General features: G+C 71.0%; 16 protein-coding genes. 5 read left to right on the top strand and 11 right to left on the bottom strand.

What is annotated here, in order from left to right:
* Positions 1-517 precede the first annotated feature (517 nt).
* The 3 genes from B073_RS0127735 to thyX form a co-directional block, all read right to left on the bottom strand.
* On the bottom strand, positions 518-2,203 hold the full coding sequence (locus B073_RS0127735; RefSeq protein WP_018541350.1) for a ribonuclease J: 1,686 nt from the start codon (positions 2,201-2,203) through the stop codon (positions 518-520).
* A gap of 114 nt (positions 2,204-2,317) precedes the next feature.
* The gene (gene dapA / locus B073_RS0127730; RefSeq protein WP_018541349.1) at positions 2,318-3,217 is read right to left on the bottom strand and encodes a 4-hydroxy-tetrahydrodipicolinate synthase; all 900 of its coding nucleotides are present in this window, start codon (positions 3,215-3,217) and stop codon (positions 2,318-2,320) included.
* A 178-nt stretch (positions 3,218-3,395) separates the two neighbouring features.
* Positions 3,396-4,142, bottom strand: coding sequence for an FAD-dependent thymidylate synthase (gene thyX / locus B073_RS0127725; RefSeq protein ID WP_018541348.1), 747 nt, complete (start codon positions 4,140-4,142; stop codon positions 3,396-3,398).
* Positions 4,143-4,394: 252 nt separating this feature from the next.
* Here thyX and B073_RS0127720 point away from each other — a divergent pair, with 252 nt between their 5' ends.
* Positions 4,395-4,634 (top strand): hypothetical protein, encoded by a 240-nt coding sequence (locus tag B073_RS0127720; RefSeq protein WP_018541347.1) that lies wholly within the window; start codon positions 4,395-4,397, stop codon positions 4,632-4,634.
* Between the two features lie 135 nt (positions 4,635-4,769).
* Positions 4,770-5,345, top strand: coding sequence for a PH domain-containing protein (locus B073_RS0127715; protein ID WP_018541346.1), 576 nt, complete (start codon positions 4,770-4,772; stop codon positions 5,343-5,345).
* Between the two features lie 60 nt (positions 5,346-5,405).
* Here the strand turns inward: B073_RS0127715 and B073_RS0127710 are convergent, their stop codons facing one another.
* The 6 genes from B073_RS0127710 to eccD all read right to left on the bottom strand — a co-directional run bounded on the left by B073_RS0127710 (position 5,406) and on the right by eccD (position 12,577).
* A complete protein-coding gene (locus tag B073_RS0127710; RefSeq protein WP_018541345.1) occupies positions 5,406-5,936 on the bottom strand; it encodes a hypothetical protein in 531 nt (176 codons plus the stop codon).
* A gap of 15 nt (positions 5,937-5,951) precedes the next feature.
* Positions 5,952-6,704, bottom strand: a complete 753-nt coding sequence (gene dapB / locus B073_RS0127705; protein WP_018541344.1) for a 4-hydroxy-tetrahydrodipicolinate reductase — start codon at positions 6,702-6,704, stop codon at positions 5,952-5,954.
* A 48-nt stretch (positions 6,705-6,752) separates the two neighbouring features.
* Positions 6,753-8,132, bottom strand: coding sequence for a M16 family metallopeptidase (locus tag B073_RS0127700; RefSeq protein ID WP_018541343.1), 1,380 nt, complete (start codon positions 8,130-8,132; stop codon positions 6,753-6,755).
* The gene (locus tag B073_RS0127695; RefSeq protein ID WP_018541342.1) at positions 8,129-10,372 is read right to left on the bottom strand and encodes a polyribonucleotide nucleotidyltransferase; all 2,244 of its coding nucleotides are present in this window, start codon (positions 10,370-10,372) and stop codon (positions 8,129-8,131) included. The genes B073_RS0127700 and B073_RS0127695 overlap by 4 nt, the downstream gene beginning before the upstream one ends.
* A 295-nt stretch (positions 10,373-10,667) precedes the next feature.
* Positions 10,668-10,955 (bottom strand): 30S ribosomal protein S15, encoded by a 288-nt coding sequence (rpsO, locus tag B073_RS0127690; RefSeq protein WP_006602744.1) that lies wholly within the window; start codon positions 10,953-10,955, stop codon positions 10,668-10,670.
* Between the two features lie 158 nt (positions 10,956-11,113).
* Positions 11,114-12,577 (bottom strand): type VII secretion integral membrane protein EccD, encoded by a 1,464-nt coding sequence (eccD, locus tag B073_RS0127685; protein ID WP_018541341.1) that lies wholly within the window; start codon positions 12,575-12,577, stop codon positions 11,114-11,116.
* A 254-nt stretch (positions 12,578-12,831) separates the two neighbouring features.
* On the opposite strand from eccD, the gene B073_RS0127680 reads away from it, so the two are divergent.
* A complete protein-coding gene (locus tag B073_RS0127680) occupies positions 12,832-16,797 on the top strand; it encodes a type VII secretion protein EccC (RefSeq protein WP_026247787.1) in 3,966 nt (1,321 codons plus the stop codon).
* Between the two features lie 96 nt (positions 16,798-16,893).
* On the opposite strand, the gene B073_RS0127675 is transcribed toward B073_RS0127680, so the two are convergent.
* Together B073_RS0127675 and B073_RS0127670 are read right to left on the bottom strand one after the other, a co-directional pair.
* The gene (locus B073_RS0127675; protein ID WP_026247786.1) at positions 16,894-17,709 is read right to left on the bottom strand and encodes a WXG100 family type VII secretion target; all 816 of its coding nucleotides are present in this window, start codon (positions 17,707-17,709) and stop codon (positions 16,894-16,896) included.
* On the bottom strand, positions 17,706-18,014 hold the full coding sequence (locus B073_RS0127670; RefSeq protein ID WP_037812948.1) for a hypothetical protein: 309 nt from the start codon (positions 18,012-18,014) through the stop codon (positions 17,706-17,708). The genes B073_RS0127675 and B073_RS0127670 overlap by 4 nt, the downstream gene beginning before the upstream one ends.
* 239 nt (positions 18,015-18,253) lie before the next feature.
* On the opposite strand from B073_RS0127670, the gene B073_RS0127665 reads away from it, so the two are divergent.
* The gene (locus B073_RS0127665) at positions 18,254-18,655 is read left to right on the top strand and encodes a hypothetical protein (protein WP_018541338.1); all 402 of its coding nucleotides are present in this window, start codon (positions 18,254-18,256) and stop codon (positions 18,653-18,655) included.
* Between the two features lie 367 nt (positions 18,656-19,022).
* On the top strand, positions 19,023-21,056 hold the full coding sequence (locus tag B073_RS0127660; protein WP_234025178.1) for an ATP-binding protein: 2,034 nt from the start codon (positions 19,023-19,025) through the stop codon (positions 21,054-21,056).
* Positions 21,057-21,071 lie beyond the last annotated feature (15 nt).

Genomic DNA, 21,071 nt, shown 5'->3' with positions numbered 1-21,071 from the left:
CGCTGTTGAGTTCTCAAGGAACGGACGCTTCCTTCGGCCTGCCCTCGCGGGCTTCCTCCGGGCGCTTCCCTTCGGTCTTGCGTCTCCGACTCTATCAGATCCTTTCGGCTCTGATTTTCGCCGGTGCGATCCGGCCTTTCGGCTTTCTCGCGGTTCCAACCTTACCAGATCCGTTTCCGTCTCTGGCCCCCTGCTGGAGCGGGGTCGGCCGTTTCGCTTTCGCTTTTCGGCCTTTCCGACTTTATCAGATCTTCTTTCCGTTCCGGTCCGCTTCTCAGTGAGTTGCGGGCGGTTCGGAATTCGGTTCCGATTTCCTGTCGGAGGAGTTTGCCTTTCGGCTGTTCCGACTTTATCAGATTGCTCTGGGTCGGAATTCCGCGGCCTGCGGGGAGCGGTCCGTGCGCACAGCGCGCGGTGCTTCCCGTTCCGGCGGAGCCGTAAACGTACTGGAGCGGGGCGCCCCGATGCAAATCCGGGCGCCCCGCTCCTACTTGAGGACCTTCGTACGGACGGTCCGTCAGACCTCGACGACCACGGGGAGGATCATCGGGCGGCGGCGGTAGTTGTCGGAGACCCACTTGCCGACCGCGCGGCGGATCAGCTGCTGGAGCTGGTGGGGCTCGGCGATGCCGTCCTGGGCCGCCTTGGCCAGGGCTTCGTCGATCTTGGGTACGACGGCGTCGAAGTCCTTGTCGTCGATGCCCGAGCCGCGGCCGTGGACGTTGGGGCCGCCGACGGTCTTGCCGGTGCTGCTGTCCACGACGACGAAGATCGAGATGATGCCCTCGTCGCCGAGGATGCGGCGGTCCTTGAGGTGGGTCTCGGTGACGTCGCCGACCGAGAGGCCGTCGACGTAGACGTAGCCGGCCTGGACCTTGCCGCTGATCTTGGCGATGCCGTCGACGAGGTCGACGACCACGCCGTCCTCGGCGATGACGATGCGGTCCTTGGGGACGCCCGTCAGCGCGCCGAGCTCGGCGTTGGCGCGGAGGTGGCGCCATTCGCCGTGGACCGGCATGAGGTTCCTCGGCTTGCAGATGTTGTAGAAGTACAGCAGCTCGCCGGCCGAGGCGTGGCCCGAGACGTGGACCTTGGCGTTGCCCTTGTGGACCACGTTGGCGCCCCAGCGGCTGAGGCCGTTGATCACGCGGTAGACCGCGTTCTCGTTGCCGGGGATGAGCGACGAGGCCAGGATCACCGTGTCGCCCTGGACGATGCGGATCTGGTGGTCGCGGTTGGCCATCCGGGAGAGGGCGGCCATCGGCTCGCCCTGGGAGCCCGTGCAGACCAGCACGACCTCGTCGTCCGGGAGGTCGTCGAGAGCCTTGACGTCGACGACCAGGCCCGCGGGGACGTTCAGATAGCCCAGTTCACGGGCGATGCCCATGTTGCGGACCATCGAGCGGCCGACGAAGGCGACCCGGCGGCCGTACTCGTGAGCCGCGTCGAGGATCTGCTGGATGCGGTGGACGTGGCTGGCGAAGCTGGCGACGATGATCCGCTTGTTGGCGTTCGCGAACACCTGGCGCAGCACGTTGGAGATGTCGCGCTCCGGCGGGACGAAGCCCGGGACCTCGGCGTTCGTGGAGTCGGTGAGGAGGAGGTCGATGCCCTCCTCGCCGAGCTTGGCGAAGGCCGGGAGGTCGGTCAGCCGGCGGTCCAGCGGGAGCTGGTCCATCTTGAAGTCGCCGGTGTGGACGGCCATGCCCGCGGGGGTGCGGATGGCGACCGCGAGGGCGTCGGGGATGGAGTGGTTGACGGCGATGAACTGGCACTCGAAGGGGCCCAGGCGCTCGCGGTCGCCCTCGGCGACCTCCAGCGTGTAGGGGCGGATCCGGTGCTCCTGGAGCTTGGCCTCGATGAGGGCCAGGGTCAGCTTGGAGCCGATCAGCGGGATGTCCGGCTTCTCCCGGAGGAGGTAGGGGACGCCGCCGATGTGGTCCTCGTGGCCGTGCGTGAGCACGATGCCGTCGATGTCGTCGAGGCGGTCCCTGACGGACGTGAAGTCCGGCAGGATCAGGTCGATTCCGGGCTGCTCCTCCTCGGGGAAGAGCACTCCGCAATCGACGATCAGCAGTCGGCCGCCGTATTCGAAGACCGTCATGTTGCGGCCGATCTCGCCCAGGCCGCCGAGCGGGGTGACGCGCAGGCCACCCTCGGGAAGCTTCGGCGGGGCGCCGAGCTCGGGGTGCGGATGACTCAAAAGACTCTCCTCACCACGCGCGCCACGCTGCCGTCGAGGCACGTGGCGCGCATGACATTCGTGCACTTGCTGTGGGGCGGTTGTTGTTCCGTATGCAGTTATGAAGTCTGTGTTCTACAGCTGTACCCCGCCGGCGGCGAGATCGCGCTTGAGCTGCTCGGTCTCGTCGGGCGAGAGCTCCACCAGGGGCAGTCGCAGCGGGCCGGCCGGCAGGCCCTGGAGGCCGAGGGCGGCCTTGGTGGTGATCACGCCCTGGGTGCGGAACATGCCGGTGAAGACGGGGAGCAGCTTCTGGTGGATCTCCGCGGCCTTGGTGACGTCGCCGGTGAGGTGGGCGTCGAGGAGAGCGCGCAGCTCCGGGGTGACGACGTGGCCCACGACCGAGACGAAGCCGACCGCGCCGACCGAGAGCAGCGGGAGGTTCAGCATGTCGTCGCCGCTGTACCAGGCGAGGCCGGAGCGGGCGATGGCCCAGCTGGCGCGGCCGAGGTCGCCCTTGGCGTCCTTGTTGGCGACGATCCGCGGGTGCTCGGCGAGCCGGACCATGGTCTCGGTGTTGATCGGGACGCCGCTGCGGCCGGGGATGTCGTAGAGCATCACGGGCAGGTCGGTGGCGTCCGCGATGGCGGTGAAGTGCCGCAGCAGGCCCTCCTGCGGGGGCTTGCTGTAGTAGGGCGTGACCGCGAGCAGACCGTGGGCGCCGGCGTCCTGCGCGGCGCGGGCCAGCTCGAGGCTGTGCCGGGTGTCGTTGGTACCGGCTCCGGCGACGACGAAGGCTCGGTCGCCGACGGCTTCGACCACGGCGCGGACCAGCTGGGCTTTCTCGGCATCACTGGTGGTCGGGGACTCTCCGGTGGTGCCGTTGACGACGAGGCCGTCGTTGCCGGCGTCCACCAGGTGTGCGGCGAGCCGCTGCGCGCCGTCGAGGTCGAGAGCGCCATCCGCCGTGAACGGCGTGACCATGGCGGTCAGCACCCGCCCGAAGGGGGTCTGCGGTGTGGAAGTCGGAGCCATGGGTCCCACGCTACTCGTAGGGCGCAACAGGGTGTGCCTCTGGGGAGCCAAGGATGTGGACTCCGGCACTGCCTGCTCGGGGGTTCAAGCAGTGCCGGGTCCGTTTGTTCAGCGTAGTTGAACTACTCAAAGCGCCGCAATCCGGACACTTCGGACGGGTATGCGGCGGCCGGGGGCGCTACGGGGCGATGCGGCCGTTGGCGTTGAACGCGGCGTAGGTGAGGGGCATGAGCTTGGCCCAGTGCGCCTCCATCTGCTCGCCGACCATCTCGATCTCGCGCTGCGGGAAGGAGGGGACCTTCGCCTGCTCGTGCTGCGTGCGCAGGCCGAGGAAGTGCATCAGGGAGCGGGCGTTGCAGGTGGCGTACATCGAGGAGTAGAGACCGACCGGGAGGACCGCGCGGGCGACCTCGCGGGCCACGCCGGCGGCGAGCATCTCCTGGTAGGCGGCGTACGCCTGGCGGTAGGTGTCCTCCATGACGCGGCCGGTGAGCTCGTGCTGCGCGGGGGTGCCCTCGACGAACTCGTACTTGCCGGGGCGGCCCTGCTGGACGAGCTTGCGGGACTCGCCGGGGACGTAGAAGACCGGCTCGAGCTGGCGGTAGCGGCCGGACTCCTCGTTGTACGACCAGCCGACGCGGTGCCGCATGAACTCGCGGAAGACGAAGATCGGGGCGCTGATGAAGAACGTCATGGAGTTGTGCTCGAAGGGGCTGCCGTGGCGGTCCCGCATCAGGAAGTTGATCAGACCCTTGGAGCGCTCCGGGTCCTTCTGCAGCTCCTCCAGGGACTGCTCGCCGGCCGTCGAGACCCGGGCCGCCCAGAGCACGTCGCTGTCCGCTGCGCTGTGCTTGACCAGCTCGACCGTCACCTCACTGCGGAAGCTGACGGGTGCGCTCTCGGCGCTGTCGGGGGTGTGGGACACCGGCGGTTCCTTCCGTTCGATCCTCGTGCGCTTCCAGCCTACGGCCCGCCACTGACAGCGCCGGGAAGGGCGACTGATACGGCGTTAGCAACAGAACGGCGACAAAGCGGACGAAAGCCGACCCCGCTCGCGGGCCGGCTCACCGCGGTTGATATTTTTCACAGAAGTAACGGAAAACGGGCACCAAACGGACGCCCCAGACGTCTTTGTCTGTGACAGTGCCCACTACGAGGTTCCTAGGAGAGCCCCCTCATGTTCCGCCGGCGAGAGCCCGTCCCGTTCGCCTTCGTTGCCGAGGCAGACCGGTTCCGCAGCAATGTCACTCCCCCACCGCGCCAGCGTGCCTCGCGGGCGCAGCTCTTCGGCCAGTCCCTGATCACCCTCACCGTGGTGGGCGGCCTGACGGGCGCCCTGCTCTTCGGCCTGCCGGCCCTCCAGCAGGACACCTCCGCGTCGACCGGGGTGCACCAGTCCGAGGCCGCGCACCACTGAGCCGGCGGCGGAGCGGGCCACGGGTGTCCCGCCCGGGTGGTTCCGCTCCGCCGGTCCCGATAGCCTCACCGCTCACAGCTTCCGCCGGCATGGCGTTCCACGCCGTGCCGGCCAGCCGCGAGTGAGGACCCAGCCGTGCCCCTGCCCTTCCTGACGGCCGACCGCGCCCAGGCCGACGGCCGCGCGGCCCCTGCCTCCCCGTCGTACGACAGCCCCGACCAGTGGCGCCGTCCCTACCGCCCCGGACCGTGGCGGGTGGCGGCGGCGGCGGTGTTTCTGCTGCTCGCCTCGTTCGTCCTGCTCTCGGCGCTGATCATCGCGCTGGCCGGATCGCCGGCCGGGGCGGCGGTCTGCGCGGCGGTCGGGGTGCTGGTGATCGCGCTGGCGCTGCGGCTGGTGCGGGTGGGGATCCGGGTGAGCGCCCAGGGGCTGCGGCAGGTGAACCTGCTGCGGACCACGACCCTGCCGTGGTCCGCGGTCGGCGCGGTCCGCACGGTGCAGCAGCCGGTGCGCTGGCTGGGGCTGCCGCGGACGGTGCAGGGCCAGGCGCTGCGCGTCGAGCGGACACAGGGTGAGCCGCTGCGGACCCTGCTGACAGACCGCAACGCGGACTTCCTGGGCCGCCCGGAGATGTTCGAGCGGGCCGCCGACCTGCTGGAGGCGTGGGCGGCGGAGCACCGGCCCCGGGGGGCAGGGGAACGGATCTCGTAGGGGGCTTCCCGTAGGGGACGGGAGCGCCCCCTACGGGCCACAACGGGGTGGGGTGGGCAGCTATTCCGCGTGGGTGCCCCGGTCATCCGTACGAGTGCCCGGGCCGTGCGGGGCGAGGTCCGGGGTGTCGGCACCGGGTCTCGTCGGCGCCGGCCGGCCGGCGTGCAGGTCGATGGCGCGCTGCATGGCCTCGCGGGCCCGCGGGGTGTCCCGGGCGTCCCGGTAGGCGACGGCGAGCCGGAACCACGTGCGCCAGTCGCCGGGCGCCTCCTCCGTCTCGGCCCGCCGCCGGGCGAAGACCTCGTCGGCCACGTCCCGGTCGATCCGGCCGCCGGGGGTGCGTGCGAGGTCGTCGCGCGGCAGGCCGCCCTCCGCCGCCAGCTCGCGGGCCAGCCGGTTCGCGTCGCGCGCGAAGCGGGTGTTGGCCCACAGGAACCAGCCGCCCAGGCACGGCAGGACGAAGGCCACGGCGCCCATGCCCATCGCGGCCGGCTCGCCGGTCATCAGGAGCAGTACGCCCTCCATCGCCACCACGCCGAAAACCAGCACCAGCGCGGTGGACAGGAAGACGTAAGTGATCTTTCCACCCATGGTCGTGATCCCCGATCAGCCCAGATCGAGGAAGTTCTCCAGGCCCACCGTCAGGCCCGGAGTGTCCACCACGCGCCGCACACCGAGCAGGATGCCCGGCATGAAGCTGCTGTGGTGGAGGGAGTCGTGCCGGATGGTGAGGGTCTCGCCCTCGCCGCCGAGCAGCACCTCCTGGTGGGCCAGGAGACCGCGCAGCCGGACCGAGTGGACCGGGACGCCGTCGACGTCCGCGCCGCGGGCGCCGTCCAGCGCGGTCGTGGTGGCGTCCGGCTGCGGCGGGCAGCCGGCCTGTGCGCGGGCCTCGGCGATCAGGCGGGCGGTGCGGGCGGCGGTGCCCGAGGGGGCGTCCGCCTTGTCGGGGTGGTGCAGCTCGACGATCTCCGTGGACTCGAAGAAGCGGGCCGCGGCCTGTGCGAACCGCATGGTGAGCACCGCGCCGATGGAGAAGTTCGGGGCGATCAGCACACCCGCGCCGGGGGCGGCGTCGAGCCAGCTGCGCAGCTGCGCGAGGCGGTCGTCGGTCCAGCCGGTCGTGCCGACCACACCGTGGATGCCGTGCCGCAGGCAGAAGTCGAGGTTGTCCATCACCGCGTCGGGGGTGGTCAGTTCCACCGCGACCTGGGCGCCGGCCTCGACCAGCGTCTCCAGGGAGTCGCCGCGGCCGAGGGCCGCGACCAGCTCCATGTCGTCGGCGGCCTCGACGGCCCGGACGGCCTCGGAGCCGATACGCCCCTTGGCTCCCAGGACGGCCACGCGCAGCTTGCTCATCGTTTTCCGCTCTCTCTTCGTGGTGGGACGGCCCGCCGGTACCGCCGCCTAGGCGACGGCGTCGTCCAGGCGGGCCGCCTGCCGGTCCTTCAGGGGGCCGATGACGGACAGCGAGGGGCGTGCGCCCAGGACATCACGGGCCACCGCACGGACCTCGTCCGGGGTCACCGCCGATATGCGGGCCAGCATCTCGTCCACCGACATGTGCTCGCCCCAGCACAGCTCGCTCTTGCCGAGCCGGTGCATCAGGGCGCCGGTGTCCTCCAGGCCGAGGACCGTGGAGCCCCGCAGCTGGCCGATCGCGCGGCGGATCTCGTCGTCGGTGAGGCCCTCGGCCGCCACCGTGTCGAGTTCGTCGCGGCAGATCTTCAGGACGTCGTGCACCTGGTTGGGACGGCAGCCGGCGTAGACGCCGAACAGGCCGCAGTCGGCGAAGCCCGAGGTGAAGGAGTACACGCTGTACGCCAGCCCACGCTTCTCGCGGACCTCCTGGAAGAGGCGGGAGCTCATCCCGCCGCCCAGGGCGGTGTTCAGCACGCCCATCGCCCAGCGCCGGTCGTCGGTGCGGGGCATGCCGGGCATGCCGAGGACGACATGGGCCTGCTCCGTCTTGCGGCCGAGCAGGTCGACCCGGCCGGCGGTGCGCAGGGTGCGGTTGCCGGAGCGCGGGGCGACCGGGGTGGCGTCCTGGCGGTGCAGCGCGCCGGCCTGCTCGAAGGCGCGGCGGACCAGGCGGACGACCTTGGCGTGGTCGACGTTGCCGGCGGCGGTGACGACCAGGTGGGTGGGGTCGTAGTGCTTCTTGTAGAAGCGGCGGATGCGGTCGGCGGAGAGCGCGTTGACGGTGTCGACGGTGCCCAGGACGGGGCGGCCCAGCGGGGTGTCGCCGAGCATGGTGTGCGCGAACAGGTCGTGCACACAGTCGCCCGGGTCGTCCTCGGTCATCGCGATCTCTTCGAGGATCACCCCGCGCTCGGCGTCGACGTCCTCGGTCCCGATGACGGAGCCGGTGAGCATGTCGCACACCACGTCGATGGCGAGCGGCAGGTCGGTGTCGAGCACCCGCGCGTAGTAGCAGGTGTATTCCTTCGCCGTGAAGGCGTTCATCTCGCCGCCGACCGCGTCGATCGCGGCGGAGATGTCCAGGGCGGAGCGCTTCTGGGTGCCCTTGAAGAGCAGGTGCTCCAGATAGTGGGTGGCGCCGTTCAGGGCCGGGGTCTCGTCACGGGAGCCGACGTGCGCCCAGATGCCGAAGGTGACGGAGCGGACGGTGGGCAGCGTCTCGGTGACCACGCGCAGCCCGCCGGGGAGGGTGGTGCGGCGGACCGTGCCGGCGCCGGCGGCGCCCTTCAGGAGCGTTTGGGTACGGGCGACGGCCCGCCCCTCCGTGGAGGTGCGGGCCGTCGTCCGGTGCGTACGGGACGTCACTTGTCGGCGTCGTCCTTCTTCTCGCCCGCGGCGGAGCCGCTGTCGGACCCAGCGCCGTCCTCGCCCTCGATCACGGGGATCAGGGAGAGCTTGCCGCGCTGGTCGATCTCGGCGATCTCGACCTGGACCTTGGCGCCCACGCCGAGCACGTCCTCGACGTTCTCGACGCGCTTGCCGCCGGCCAGCTTGCGGATCTGCGAGATGTGCAGCAGACCGTCCTTGCCCGGGAGCAGGGAGACGAACGCACCGAAGGTGGTGGTCTTGACGACCGTGCCCAGGTAGCGCTCGCCGACCTCCGGCATGGTCGGGTTGGCGATGCCGTTGATCGTGGCGCGGGCGGCCTCGGCGGCCGGGCCGTCGGCGGCACCGATGTAGATGGTGCCGTCGTCCTCGATCGTGATGTCGGCGCCGGTGTCCTCCTGGATCTGGTTGATCATCTTGCCCTTGGGGCCGATGACCTCGCCGATCTTGTCCACCGGGATCTTGACGGTGATGATCCGCGGCGCGTTCGGGGACATCTCGTCCGGGACGTCGATGGCCTCGTTCATCACGTCGAGGATGTGCAGGCGGGCGTCGCGGGCCTGCTTCAGCGCGGCGGCCAGGACCGAGGCGGGGATGCCGTCGAGCTTGGTGTCGAGCTGGAGCGCGGTGACGAACTGCTTGGTGCCGGCGACCTTGAAGTCCATGTCGCCGAAGGCGTCCTCCGCACCGAGGATGTCGGTGAGGGCGACGTAGTGGGTCTGGCCGTCGATCTCCTGGGAGATCAGGCCCATGGCGATACCGGCGACCGGGGCCTTGAGCGGCACACCGGCGTTCAGCAGCGACATGGTCGAGGCGCAGACCGAGCCCATGGACGTCGAGCCGTTGGAGCCCAGCGCCTCGGAGACCTGGCGGATCGCGTAGGGGAACTCCTCGCGGGTCGGCAGCACCGGCGCGATGGCGCGCTCGGCGAGGGCGCCGTGGCCGATCTCGCGGCGCTTGGGGGAGCCCACGCGGCCGGTCTCGCCGACGGAGAACGGCGGGAAGTTGTAGTTGTGCATGTAGCGCTTGCGGGTCACCGGCGAGAGGGTGTCCAGCTGCTGCTCCATGCGGAGCATGTTGAGGGTGGTGACGCCCAGGATCTGGGTCTCGCCACGCTCGAACAGCGCGGAGCCGTGCACCCGCGGGATCGCCTCGACCTCGGCGGCGAGCGTACGGATGTCCGTGACGCCGCGGCCGTCGATGCGCTTCTTCTCCTTGATGACGCGCTCGCGGACCAGGGTCTTGGTCAGGGAGCGGTACGCGGCGGAGATCTCCTTCTCGCGGCCCTCGAACTCCGGCAGGAGCTTCTCGGCGGCGAGCGCCTTGACGCGGTCGAGCTCGGTCTCGCGCTCCTGCTTGCCGGCGATGGTCAGCGCCCGCGACAGCTCGTCCTTGACGGCCTTGGTCAGCGCCTCCAGGACGTCGTCCTGGTAGTCGAGGAAGATCGGGAACTCGCCGGTCGGCTTGGCGGCCTTGGCGGCGAGGTCCGACTGGGCCTTGCACAGGACCTTGATGAAGGGCTTGGCGGCCTCCAGGCCGGCGGCGACGACCTCCTCGGTGGGGGCCTCGGCGCCGTCCTTGACCAGCTGGATGGTCTTCTCGGTGGCCTCGGCCTCGACCATCATGATCGCGACGTCGCCGTCGGGCAGCACCCGGCCGGCCACGACCATGTCGAAGACCGCGTCCTCCAGCTCGGTGTGGGTGGGGAAGGCCACCCACTGGCCCTTGATCAGGGCGACGCGGGTGCCGCCGACCGGGCCGGAGAAGGGCAGGCCGGCCAGCTGCGTGGAGCAGGAGGCGGCGTTGATGGCGACCACGTCGTAGAGGTGGTCGGGGTTGAGCGCCATGACCGTCTCGACGATCTGGATCTCGTTGCGCAGGCCCTTCTTGAAGGACGGGCGCAGCGGACGGTCGATGAGGCGGCAGGTGAGGATGGCGTCCTCGCTGGGGCGGCCCTCACGGCGGAAGAAGGAGCCGGGGATCTTCCCGGCTGCGTACATCCGCTCCTCGACGTCGACGGTCAGCGGGAAGAAGTCCAGCTGGTCCTTCGGCTGCTTGGAGGCGGTGGTGGCCGACAGCACCATGGTGTCGTCGTCCAGGTACGCCACGGCGGAGCCGGCGGCCTGCTTGGCCAGGCGGCCCGTCTCGAAGCGGATGGTGCGGGTGCCGAAGGAACCGTTGTCGATCACGGCTTCGGCGTAGTGGGTCTCGTTCTCCACCAGGAATATCTCCTCGTCTGCGTCCGCTGCCCGTGTGGCAGGGGACCGTCTTCGGCGGAGCGCCGGTGCGGGCCGGTCTTCGATCGAAGCACCCGGAGTGGTGCCGCATGGGGTGCCCATGCGCCGCCCGGGGGCCACTACCGAGGACCGGCGGCCAGGAGGCGCTCCTGCCGCGTTCGCTTTTGCGATATGGCACCAGACTACAAAGCTTCCGTCCACCGCGCGGCGGGACGGCTGTCCGGTGCGTACGGCAAAGGGAGCGGCCCCCGGTGGGAACCGCTCCCTTCAGCGCGTCTTACTTGGCGCCCGCCGCGCCGCGGCGGATGCCCAGGCGCTCGACCAGCGCGCGGAAGCGCGTGATGTCCTTCTTCGCCAGGTACTGCAGCAGGCGGCGGCGCTGGCCGACGAGCAGCAGCAGACCACGGCGGGAGTGGTGGTCGTGCTTGTGGGTCTTGAGGTGCTCGGTCAGGTCCGAGATGCGGCGCGAGAGCATCGCGACCTGGACCTCGGGGGAGCCGGTGTCACCCTCCTTGGTGGCGAACTCGGCCATGATCTGCTTCTTCGTGGCGGCATCGAGCGACACGCGTACTCCTTCGGGTTCCGGTCCGCGAGCGTCCCTGGTTTACGTCACAGGGAATCTTGGATGACTCGGTTGGACCGTCGGACAGCGTATCAGCTGCGAACGGCCCCCCGACCGGGTGGTCGGGGGGCCGTCGCGCGGGCGCCTGGATACGGGGCGGGCTAGCTGGTGAGGCCGCGCACCGTGCTGTACACGTCGAGCACCGCCAGGCACAGCGGCACCAGGGAGAGCAGGACCACGCCGTCGAAGATGTCGAAGATCCGGCCCCAGAAGGGGGTGACGCCCTTCTTCGGGACGATCAGGCCGACGCCGACGAGGATCGCGGCACCGACCGCGATGCTGCTGGAGAACCAGACGGTGCGGACGTTCAGCGGGCCGGAGTCCTGGAAGCGCTCCAGGGTCATGAAGATGTCCAGCGGCGGGTGCAGCGCGATGCCCAGGATGAGCAGCACGATGGTGAGGATGCCGGCGATGGTCAGGCAGGCGACCTGGGCGGTGTAGTCGAAGAGCCGGGCGCGCAGCATGATCGTGATGCCGGCGGCCATGGCCAGGACCTGGGCCCAGACGTTGTCGGAGAAGCCGAGGACGACGCCGGCGGAGCCGACGACCAGGGCGGAGCAGCCGGCGACCAGGCCGAGCAGGAGCTCGTGGCCGCGCTTGGCCTGGTTGCCGATCTTGACGAAGTCGACCGACTCGGTCTCGGAGGAGCCGGACTCCAGGGCGCCCTTGGCGATCTGGTCGGGCGAGCGGTAGCCGATCGGGAGGCGGGCGAACCGGGCGGAGAGGCCGGGCAGCCAGGCGACCAGGGCGATGGAGACCACGGCGGTGACCGCGCCGACCTCGATGGGGGCGGCGTCGGTGAGGATCGCGGCGAAGACCGCGAGGGTGCCGATGGCGGAAAGGAAGGCGGCCGCGACGAAGGGGGCGTCACCGCGCGGCAGCAGCACCACCAGGAGCACGGACGCGAGCAGCACCGTCACGCAGCCGACGAGCAGGTGCAGCCGGCCGGGGCCGGCGCCGGGGTCGACGGGGAAGATGCCGGAGCCGGCGATGAGCAGGTGCGGCAGCGACGCCAGGCCCAGCGCGATCGAGGAGGCGTGGTCGTCGTAGACCCGGGCGCGGACGCCGGACAGGGCCACCAGGACGACGCCCACCACGCCGGCGATGATGCCGGGGAGCCGGTGCATGTCGCGGTTGTCGGGGTTGGAGAACCACAGGGCGAACGCCATCATCACCAGCAGCAGCACGCCGGCGCTGAGGCCGACGACGCGCATCAGGTCGTCGCTCCAGCGGCTGCGGTTCTGCTTGACCGCGGAGGCGATGGCGTCCGAGACGTCGTCGAAGACCGGCAGCGGCAGCGACTCGGCGAACGGCTTCAGCAGCAGCAGGTCGCCGTCGAGGATCTGCTGCTGGGCCAGCGACTGCCCCGCGTCGAGGACCGTGCCGTCGCGGCGTACGAGGTGGTATCCGGTCGGGGCGCCCTCGGTCTGGGACTGCCCGGAGAGCCGAAGGATCTCCGGATAGATATCGACGAGTGCCACGTCCTCCGGCAGTGCCACGTCGATCCGTGCGTCCGGCGCGGCGACGGTGACCCGGCAGAAGCCGGTGCCAGTGCTCGTGCTCACCTGGCGGTTCCCCCTATCCGTTGGGCGTTTTGTCGCGTCGCGCGCCCTATATATATGGCCGTCCGTACGGGGCCGTGGCGCGCTCGCGGGGCGTCAGCGTACCGTCCGATCGGGTGCCTGCCCCACCCGCCCCTTGACTTGACGCCTAACAGTAGGATCAACGCCTGCGTCGGGCCAAGGACTTGGCTCGGGGGACCGTCGAATCCAACGGGGGCGGTCCGAGACTGCGAGATGCATGAAGGACTGATGCCTCGGTGAGCGTTGTCATCGTCAAGCGCCCGCCCCGCGCGCTGCCACCTGAAGTCCCCTCGGAGGAGGTGGTACTTGAGGCACCTCCGGAGCTTCCCCGCGAGGGAGAACCGGAGAACCTGCTGATGACCTTCATGCCCATGATGGGCATGGCGTCCTCGGCGGGCTTCCTCTTCATGGGGAACCAGCCGTTCATGAAGATCATGGGCGGATTCATGGTCGCCTCCACGCTGGCGATGGCGATCATGCAGATCGTCAAGGCCCGGCAGGGGCCTTCCGGACAAATGGTCCAGGAGCGCCAGGACTACCTCAAGTACCTTGCGCAGAAGCGGAAAGAGGTGCGGCGTACCGCGCGCAGGCAGCGGGACGCGCAGCTGTTCACCCATCCGGACCCCAGTCAGCTGTGGTCCGTGGTGGCCGAGGGCAAACGGGTCTGGGAGCGCCGGGCGAGCGACCCGGACTTCGCGCAGGTGCGCCTGGGGCTGGGGCCCCAGCAGCTGGCCACGCCGCTGCGGGCGCCGGAGACCGCTCCGGTCGACGAGCTGGAGCCGCTGACCGCGCACGCGATGAAGGAATTCCTCGACAAGCACGGCCATCTGGAGAACCTCCCGCTGGCGGTGTCGCTGCGCGCCTTCTACCACCTGACGGTCTCCGGCGACCCGGACACCGTCTACGGCGCCTCGCGCGCCATCGTCGCCCAGCTGTGCACCCTGCACTCGCCGGAGGACCTGGTGGTGGCGGTGGTCGCCGCGCCGGGTGCGCAGGCCGAGTGGGAGTGGACGAAGTGGCTGCCGCAGGTCCAGGACAAGACCACCGACGGCGCCGGCACCCGCCGGCTGGTCGTCGGCGACCTCGGTGAGATCGAGGAGCTGCTGGCCGACGAGCTGGACGGGCGCGGGCGGTTCAACCCGCAGGGCGCGCCGGTCACCGACACCCCGCACGTCGTCGTCGTGCTCGACGGCGGCGAGGTCCCGATGGACTCGGTGATCGCCGGGGCCGAGGGTCTGCAGGGCGTCACCATCCTGGAGATCGTGCCGGGCGACCTGGACGAGATCCGCGGCGGTCTGGCCGTCCAGGTGTGGCCGGGCAAGCTGGTGCTGGAGTCGGCGAGCGGCGCGGTCTACAACGGCGTCTGCGACACCCTGTCGATCCCCGAGGCGGAGGCGCTGGCCCGCCAGCTGGCCCCGCTGCGGGCCGGTTCGGGCGCCGACGGCGAGGAACCGCTGCTGTCCGCCCTGGACTTCACCGACCTGCTCAACATCGGCGACGCCGGCGCGCTGGACGTGTCGCGCACCTGGCGGCCCCGGACGCTCTCGGAGCGGCTGCGGGTGCCGATCGGTGTCGACCGCGACGGCCAGCCGGTCATGCTGGACATCAAGGAAGCCTCGCAGCAGGGCATGGGCCCGCACGGCCTGTGTGTCGGTGCGACCGGTTCCGGTAAGTCCGAGGTGCTGCGCACCCTGGTGCTCGCGCTCGCGGTGACGCACTCCTCGGAGACGCTGAACTTCATCCTCGCGGACTTCAAGGGTGGCGCCACCTTCACCGGTATGTCCGAGATGCCGCACGTCGCGGCGGTCATCACCAACCTCGGTGAGGACGTCACGCTGATCGACCGCATGCGCGACTCGATCACCGGTGAGCTCCAGCGCCGTCAGGAGCTGCTGCGTTCGGCGGGCAACTACGCCAACATCACCGACTACGAGAAGGCGCGTGCCGCGGGTGCCCCGCTGGACCCGCTGCCGTCACTGGTGATGATCATCGACGAGTTCTCCGAACTCCTCGCCGCCAAGCCCGACTTCATCGAGATGTTCATCCAGATCGGCCGTATCGGCCGTTCCATGGGTGTGCACATGCTGCTCGCCTCGCAGCGTCTGGAAGAGGGCAAGCTGCGCGGTCTGGACACCTTCCTGTCCTACCGCCTGGGCCTGCGCACCTTCTCCGCGGCCGAGTCGCGGACCGCGATCGGTGTACCGGACGCCTACCACCTGCCGAACGTCCCCGGTTCCGGCATCCTGAAGTACGACACCGAGACGATGGTCCAGTTCAAGGCCGCCTACGTCTCCGGTACGTACCGCGGTCCGGGCGGCGGCGGTCGCGGTGGCAGCGGCGGCGGGTCGATGCGGATGCCGGTGCCGTTCACCGCGGCCCCGGTCATCGAGCAGATCGTCGAGGAGCCGGTCGTCGAGCCGACCGAGCCGGAGATCGACGACGCGCTGGCCGACACCGTCCTGGACGTCATGGTCCAGCGGATGCAGGGCCAGGGCCCGCCGGCGCACCAGGTGTGGCTGCCGCCGCTGGAGGAGCCGCCCACGGTCAACCAGCTGCTGCCGGCCCTGGCCGTCACCCCCGAACGGGGCGTGCACGCGCCGGAGTACACCGCGCTGGGCAAGCTCGTGGTGCCGGTCGCGCTGGTGGACAAGCCGTTCGAGCAGCGGCGCGACGTCATGTACCTGGACTTCTCCGCCGGTGCCGGTCACGGCCTGGTCGTCGGTGGTCCGCAGTCCGGCAAGTCGACGCTGATCCGTTCCACGATCGCGGCGTTCTCGCTCACCCACACCCCGGCCGAGGTGCAGTTCTACTGCCTGGACTTCGGTGGCGGCGGCATGCTGTCCATGGAGGGCCTGGCGCACGTCGGCGGTGTCGCCTCGCGTCTGGACGCGGAGAAGGTCCGCCGTACGGTCGCCGAGGTCGTCGGCATCCTCAACGAGCGCGAGGAGTTCTTCCGCGCCAACAACATCGACTCGATCGGGACCTACCGCCAGCGGCGGGCCTCGGGCGCCTTCCCCGACCAGAAGTGGGGCGACGTCTTCCTGATCATCGACGGCTGGGGCACCTTCAAGACCGACTACGAGCAGCTCGACCCGGTGATCCTGGACATCGCCGGCCGCGGTCTCGGTTTCGGTGTCCACCTGATCATCGGGGCCTCCCGCTACACCGAGGTGCGGCCCGCACTGCGCGACCAGCTCCTCAACCGCGTGGAGCTGCGCCTGGGCGACCCGATGGAGTCGGAGTTCGACCGCAAGCGCGCGGAGAACGTCCCGATGGGCAAGCCGGGCCGCGGCCTCTCCCCGGAGAAGCTCGACTTCCTGGCGGCACTGCCGCGCCTGGACGGGATGCAGGACCCGGAGACCCTCAGCGACGGCGTCGCCAACCTGGTGCAGACCGTCAACGAGCACTGGCAGGGCGAGCCCGCCCCCAAGGTGCGGATGCTGCCGACGCTGCTGCACGCCAGCGATCTGCCCCGGGGCGGCGACTACCCGGAGCACGGCATCGCGATCGGTGTCGACGAGACGACGCTGTCGCCGGCGTTCATCGACTTCGAGAACGACCCGCTGGTGGTCATCTACGGAGAGAGCGAGTCCGGCAAGTCCTCGCTGCTGCGCTTCATCGCGAAGCAGATCTCCGAGCGGTACGCGTCGGACAAGGCGCTCCTGGTGGTCGGCGACTACCGCCGTGCCATGCTCGGCGAGCTGCCCGACAGCCATATGTACAAGTACTGCGCATCGGGCCCGCAGCTCCAGGAGGTCATCAGCGGACTGGCCGGCTCGCTGGGCCGGCGGATGCCCGGACCGGACGTCACCCCGGAGCAGCTGCGCAACCGCAGCTGGTACGACCTGCCGGACGCGTTCGTGATCGTCGACGACTACGACCTGGTGGCGACCAGCAGCGGCAACCCGCTGATGCCGCTGGTCGAGTACCTGCCGTTCGCCCGTGACGTGGGTCTGCGCCTGATCATCGCGCGCAGCTCCTCGGGGGCCGGCCGGTCGTCGTTCGAGCCGGTGATGCAGCGCACCAAGGAACTCGGTGCGCAGGGTCTGATCCTCTCGGCCGACCCGGGCGAGGGGCCGCTGATGGGCAACGTCAAGGGTCAGTCGCTGACGCCGGGACGTGCCATGTTCATCACGCGCAAGCGCGGTGCACAGCTGGTCCAGACCGGCTACCTGCCCGAGGGCCGCGGCAGCGGCCAGTAATCGGCACCCGGTACAACGACGGTGGGGCGCCCCTCTTCGGGAGGGGCGCCCCACCGTTCGTCTACGGGCCGTTGCGGGCCCCTCGCCGTGCTCCGGTCAGCCGAAGGCGCCGTGCTGGGAGACGTCAGGGCCGGGCTGCGCGGTCGCCGCGGCGGCCTCGGCCGCACCCTTGTCGGAACCCTCGCCGGGCCCCTTGCCGGACGCCTGACCGGAGCCCTTCGCCGGTGTCTTGTCCGGTGCCTTGTCCGGTGCCTTGTCCGGGGTCGCCCTCTGCTCCGCCGCCTTGCGCCGCGCGGCCTCCCCGGCCTCCTGCTCGTCCGCCGCGCGCTGCGCCTCGGCCGGGTTCGTCCGCACGCCCTTGGCGATGCCCGCGCCGCCGGGTGTCACGGCCGCGCCGTCCCGGGGCGTGCCGAACGGGTCGGGCCCGTGCGCGGCCGTGGACGACTCCCACTGGTGCCGCAGCTGCGGGACCTGGCTCTGGCCGCCTCCGCCGCCCCGGCCGCGCTTGCCGAAGGCGCCGCCGAGGCCGTTGGCGAGCTGGCCGAGCGCCATGAAGCCGTAGGTCATCTGCGGGCCGGACGACTGCGAGGCGTTCTGCGAGCCGTTCTGCGAGGAATCCCCGGAGCCGGAGTCGTGGTCGCCGGCGGCACCGGCGGTGTGGTGGGTGTCGGCCGCGTTCTCCAGGTCGGCCGCGGCGAGTTCGAAGACCGGCAGGGTCTCGTCGACGGACCGCTTCAGCTGGTGCCACTCGGCGGCGAACGCCTCGCCCGCCGGCCCGTGCCAGTCGGCCGACGCGGCGTTGCCGACGTGCCGGTCGAGGTCGCGGACCAGGCCGTCCAGGTGCCTGCCCATGTCCCGCCAGCCGGCCGCCGCCTCGTGCAGCGCATGGGGGTTGCGTCGTACGTCGGTCACCTGGCGCTCCGCATCATCTCGACGAGTTCGTCCTCCGCCGCCTGGGCGTTGGCGACGGTCTCCTTGATGCCGCCGCCGACCTCGGCCAGCCGCTGCTGCAGCTGCGCCAGGGCGCGCTCGGCCTCCTCGAACAGCTCGCGATGGGACCGGGACGCCTCGTCGCTGCCGAAACCGTCCCTGAGCGCGTCGGCGTCCGCGCGCCGTCTGAATGCGCCCAGCTGCCGGCTCAGTTCTTCCGCACGAATCTCGAAGGTCGTACCGAGCTTGTGCAGCGCCTCGGTACTGAGCCGGACTTCATCGGACATCATTTCTCCCCGAATTGAATGACAGCGACTTGCTGACCATCACCTCAGGTCTAGCACACCCGCATTAGGGCCGAAGCCCCGCGCAGAGCGGCTTCTCCGTGAGGCGGGTAACGGACGCCGGAGCAATTTGCGGCAATACCGACAACCTCGCCTTGACGACCCGTTCACACCCGTCATTACACTCGGGACGCCGGTGCAGCACGCGCGGTTGCTGTGCCACCACGTACGAGGGGGCAGTCATGAGCAATGAGCGGCAGATCCAGGACGAGGACCTGATGGACGTCGCCCACGACCAGGAGCAGGCCCACCGCCTGCGCAAGGCGCTGAAGGTACTCGCGGAGAACCCCAGTGTGGGCGGCAAGCTCCAGGAGATGGCCCAGGAAGTGCTCGCCGGCCGGCTGGGCATGAAGGAGGCCATCGAGACGCCCGGCTACATGGACGCACTGGGCGACCGCCTGGACAAGATCCGGCACGACGCCGAGAACCAGACGCCCGCCGAACGCGAGGAGTCCCGCGCCAAGTTCGCCGAGTGGCAGAAGAAGCAGGAAGAGGAGGAGGACCGCGAGCGCGCCGAACGCGACGGCCCCAGCCTCGACCTCGTCACCGGCCCGCGCCGCGGCGGCGCCCGCGGCCACCGCTGAGATTCCCACCGGCACTCGTTTTCCGTCCGAATGATCCGCTTTCGTCGGCCCGTTCCGGCCTGCGAAAGCGGATCTTCTGCGTTTTCCGATACTGACCGACGTTTTCCGGTGTTTCCGACCTCATTTCGCGGCGCCCCGCCCGCCAGTCTCGCGCGCCAAAGATCGCAAAATGCTCGTGAAGGCCGCGTTCCCGCCCGGAATTCACGAAATCCCGCACCCGGCACACCACGCCCGCACGCCTCTTCCGCCCATTCCGGAACAGCCGCCCCTCGGCCGTCCCGCCTTCCGGGACCGGATCTAGGATCTAGCCGGTACATGCACGGATCCACGTGAGTGGAGGGCGGGATCGATGGGGGACGAGGAAGTCATGAGCGCCTCAGGCGACGCGGCCACCGCGGCGGCCCGCTACGCACCGCACCCGTACGTCGGCGGCCGCACCGCCGCCCTCCGCGCGCTCGCCGCCTGGCGCATGCGGTGGCCCGGCGCCCCGCGCGTCATCATCGTCACCGGCAGCCCCGGCAGCGGGCGTTCGCGCCTGGTCGCGGGCTTCCTGATGCTGTGCGACCCGGACCACCGCAAGCAGCTCCCGCTCGACGACCTGGATCCGGCGACGGTCCCCCCGGACCTCCCGGCGCCGGCCGTGCCCGACCCCCGAGGCCGGACGGCCGCACAGGTACGGGAGCTGCTCGCCGACCACCTCGGCCCGGCCACCGGGCGCACTGCGGACGTCTTCGCCGAACTCGCGGCCCGCGAGGAGCCCCTGACGGTCGTCGTCCCGGACCTGGACCTGGCCGGCCCGGTGCGCGCCGCCGGCGAGCCGGCGCGCCTGGTGCGCGAGGTCCTCGCCCCGCTCGCCGCGGCGCCCGCGGTCCACCTCCTCACCGACGTCCCGCGCGAGTTCGCATCCGAGCTGGCCGAGGCGCTGCCGCACGGCCAGGCGCAGTTGATCGACCTCGACGCGCCCGAGTGGGCCGACCCCGAGGGCCTGGCCCTGCACGCCGAGACCGCGCTCACACCGGAGGCCGGCGCCCCGCGCCTTCCGTTCACCACCGCCCCGGAGGCGCGCCGGGCGCTCGCCGAGGCGCTGGCCCGGCGCGCGGACGGCAGCCGGCTCACCGTCCACCTGGCCGTACGGTCGCTCTGCGCCCACCCCGACGGGTTCGACCCCACCGACGAGACGCAGCTGCCCGCCACCCCCGGCGAGGCCCTCGATCTGCACGCCCGCCGCCTGGGCGCCGATCCGCGGACGCTCCGGCAGCTGCTGGCGCCACTGGCGTTCGCCGAGGGCGACGGACTGCCGGTCCAACTGTGGCGGCCGCTGGCGGACGCCGTCGCGGGGCGCGACATGAGCCAGGTCGTCGCCGAAGGGACGCCACTCGCCGCCCCGTTCGTGGAGCCGGTGGAGCTGCCCGTGGACGGGACCGACACCGCGGACCCGGAATTGCCGGAAGCCTCCGGGAAGGCCGCCCGCACCCTGATCCGCCTGGCGCACCCGGCCCTCGCCGCCGAGATCCGCTCCGGTACACCCGACCCCCGGGGCGCCCAGACCCGGATCGCCATGGCGCTGCTGGAGGCGGTGCCCGGCCAGGACTGGTCCCGGGCCGACCCCTACGTCCGCGACCGGATCGCCGCGCACACCCTCGACGCCGGTCTGCTCCCCCAACTCCTCACCGACCCGGGCCTGTTCACCCACGCCGACCCGGTCGCGCTGCACACCGCCGTGGCGGCCGTACCGCTCGACCGGCTGGGCGCCCCAGCCCGTACGTACCTGCGCACCGCTCCCCTGCTCGCCCGTCCCGGGACGTCGGCCGCCCTGCGGGCCGCGCTCCTGGAGACCGCGTTCGTCGAGGACGGCCTGCTCCCGTACGCGGAGGCGCTGCACGGGCTGGGCCTGGAGCTGCCGTGGCGCACCCTGTGGAGCGTGCCGCTTACGGGCGTGGTCGCGATGACGGCCGGCGCGCTCACGGCACCGGCCGCCGGGACGGACGAGCCCGCGGCGGCCGACGGAACGGCACCGACGGCGTCCGACGGCGCCCGCCCGGTGGCCGTACTGACCGTCCCCGACGGCCCCACCCTCCTCCACGACCTGCTCCGCCCCGGCTACGTCGACGCCGACCCCGGGCGCGTACGACACCCCTCGGAGGACGAACGGGCCTCTTCCCCCTACGGGTTCGACCTCGACGCCGACACCCTGCGGGTGTACGCCCGGCAGAACGGGGACGTGACGACCACCTTGGTCGCCGACTCCCCGCTCCGCGCCGCCCACCTGTCCCCCGAGGGCATCCTCCTCGTCGCCACCGAGCACCGCGTGACAGCACGCCAGTTCCTCGCCCCGGCACCCGCTCCAGCACCCGCCCCGGAGCCCACCCCCGGCCCCGGCAACACCGCCGTGGCAACCTGACTCGCCCGTCCACCG

This window comes from Streptomyces sp. MspMP-M5, assembly GCF_000373585.1.
Taxonomy (GTDB): domain Bacteria; phylum Actinomycetota; class Actinomycetes; order Streptomycetales; family Streptomycetaceae; genus Streptomyces.
Note: the sequence above shows the minus strand (reverse complement) of the source record. Positions and strands in the feature narration are given on the sequence as shown.

Bases quoted from the DNA above. Each gene is read 5' to 3' on its own strand.
- B073_RS0127720 (WP_018541347.1), top strand. From the start codon at position 4,395: ATGTTCCGCCGGCGAGAGCCCGTCCCGTTCGCCTTCGTTGCCGAGGCA.
- B073_RS0127660 (WP_234025178.1), top strand. From the start codon at position 19,023: ATGAGCGCCTCAGGCGACGCGGCCACCGCGGCGGCCCGCTACGCACCG.
- B073_RS0127670 (WP_037812948.1), bottom strand. From the start codon at position 18,014: ATGTCCGATGAAGTCCGGCTCAGTACCGAGGCGCTGCACAAGCTCGGT.
- dapA (WP_018541349.1), bottom strand. From the start codon at position 3,217: ATGGCTCCGACTTCCACACCGCAGACCCCCTTCGGGCGGGTGCTGACC.
- B073_RS0127665 (WP_018541338.1), top strand. From the start codon at position 18,254: ATGAGCAATGAGCGGCAGATCCAGGACGAGGACCTGATGGACGTCGCC.
- dapB (WP_018541344.1), bottom strand. From the start codon at position 6,704: ATGAGCAAGCTGCGCGTGGCCGTCCTGGGAGCCAAGGGGCGTATCGGC.
- B073_RS0127710 (WP_018541345.1), bottom strand. From the start codon at position 5,936: ATGGGTGGAAAGATCACTTACGTCTTCCTGTCCACCGCGCTGGTGCTG.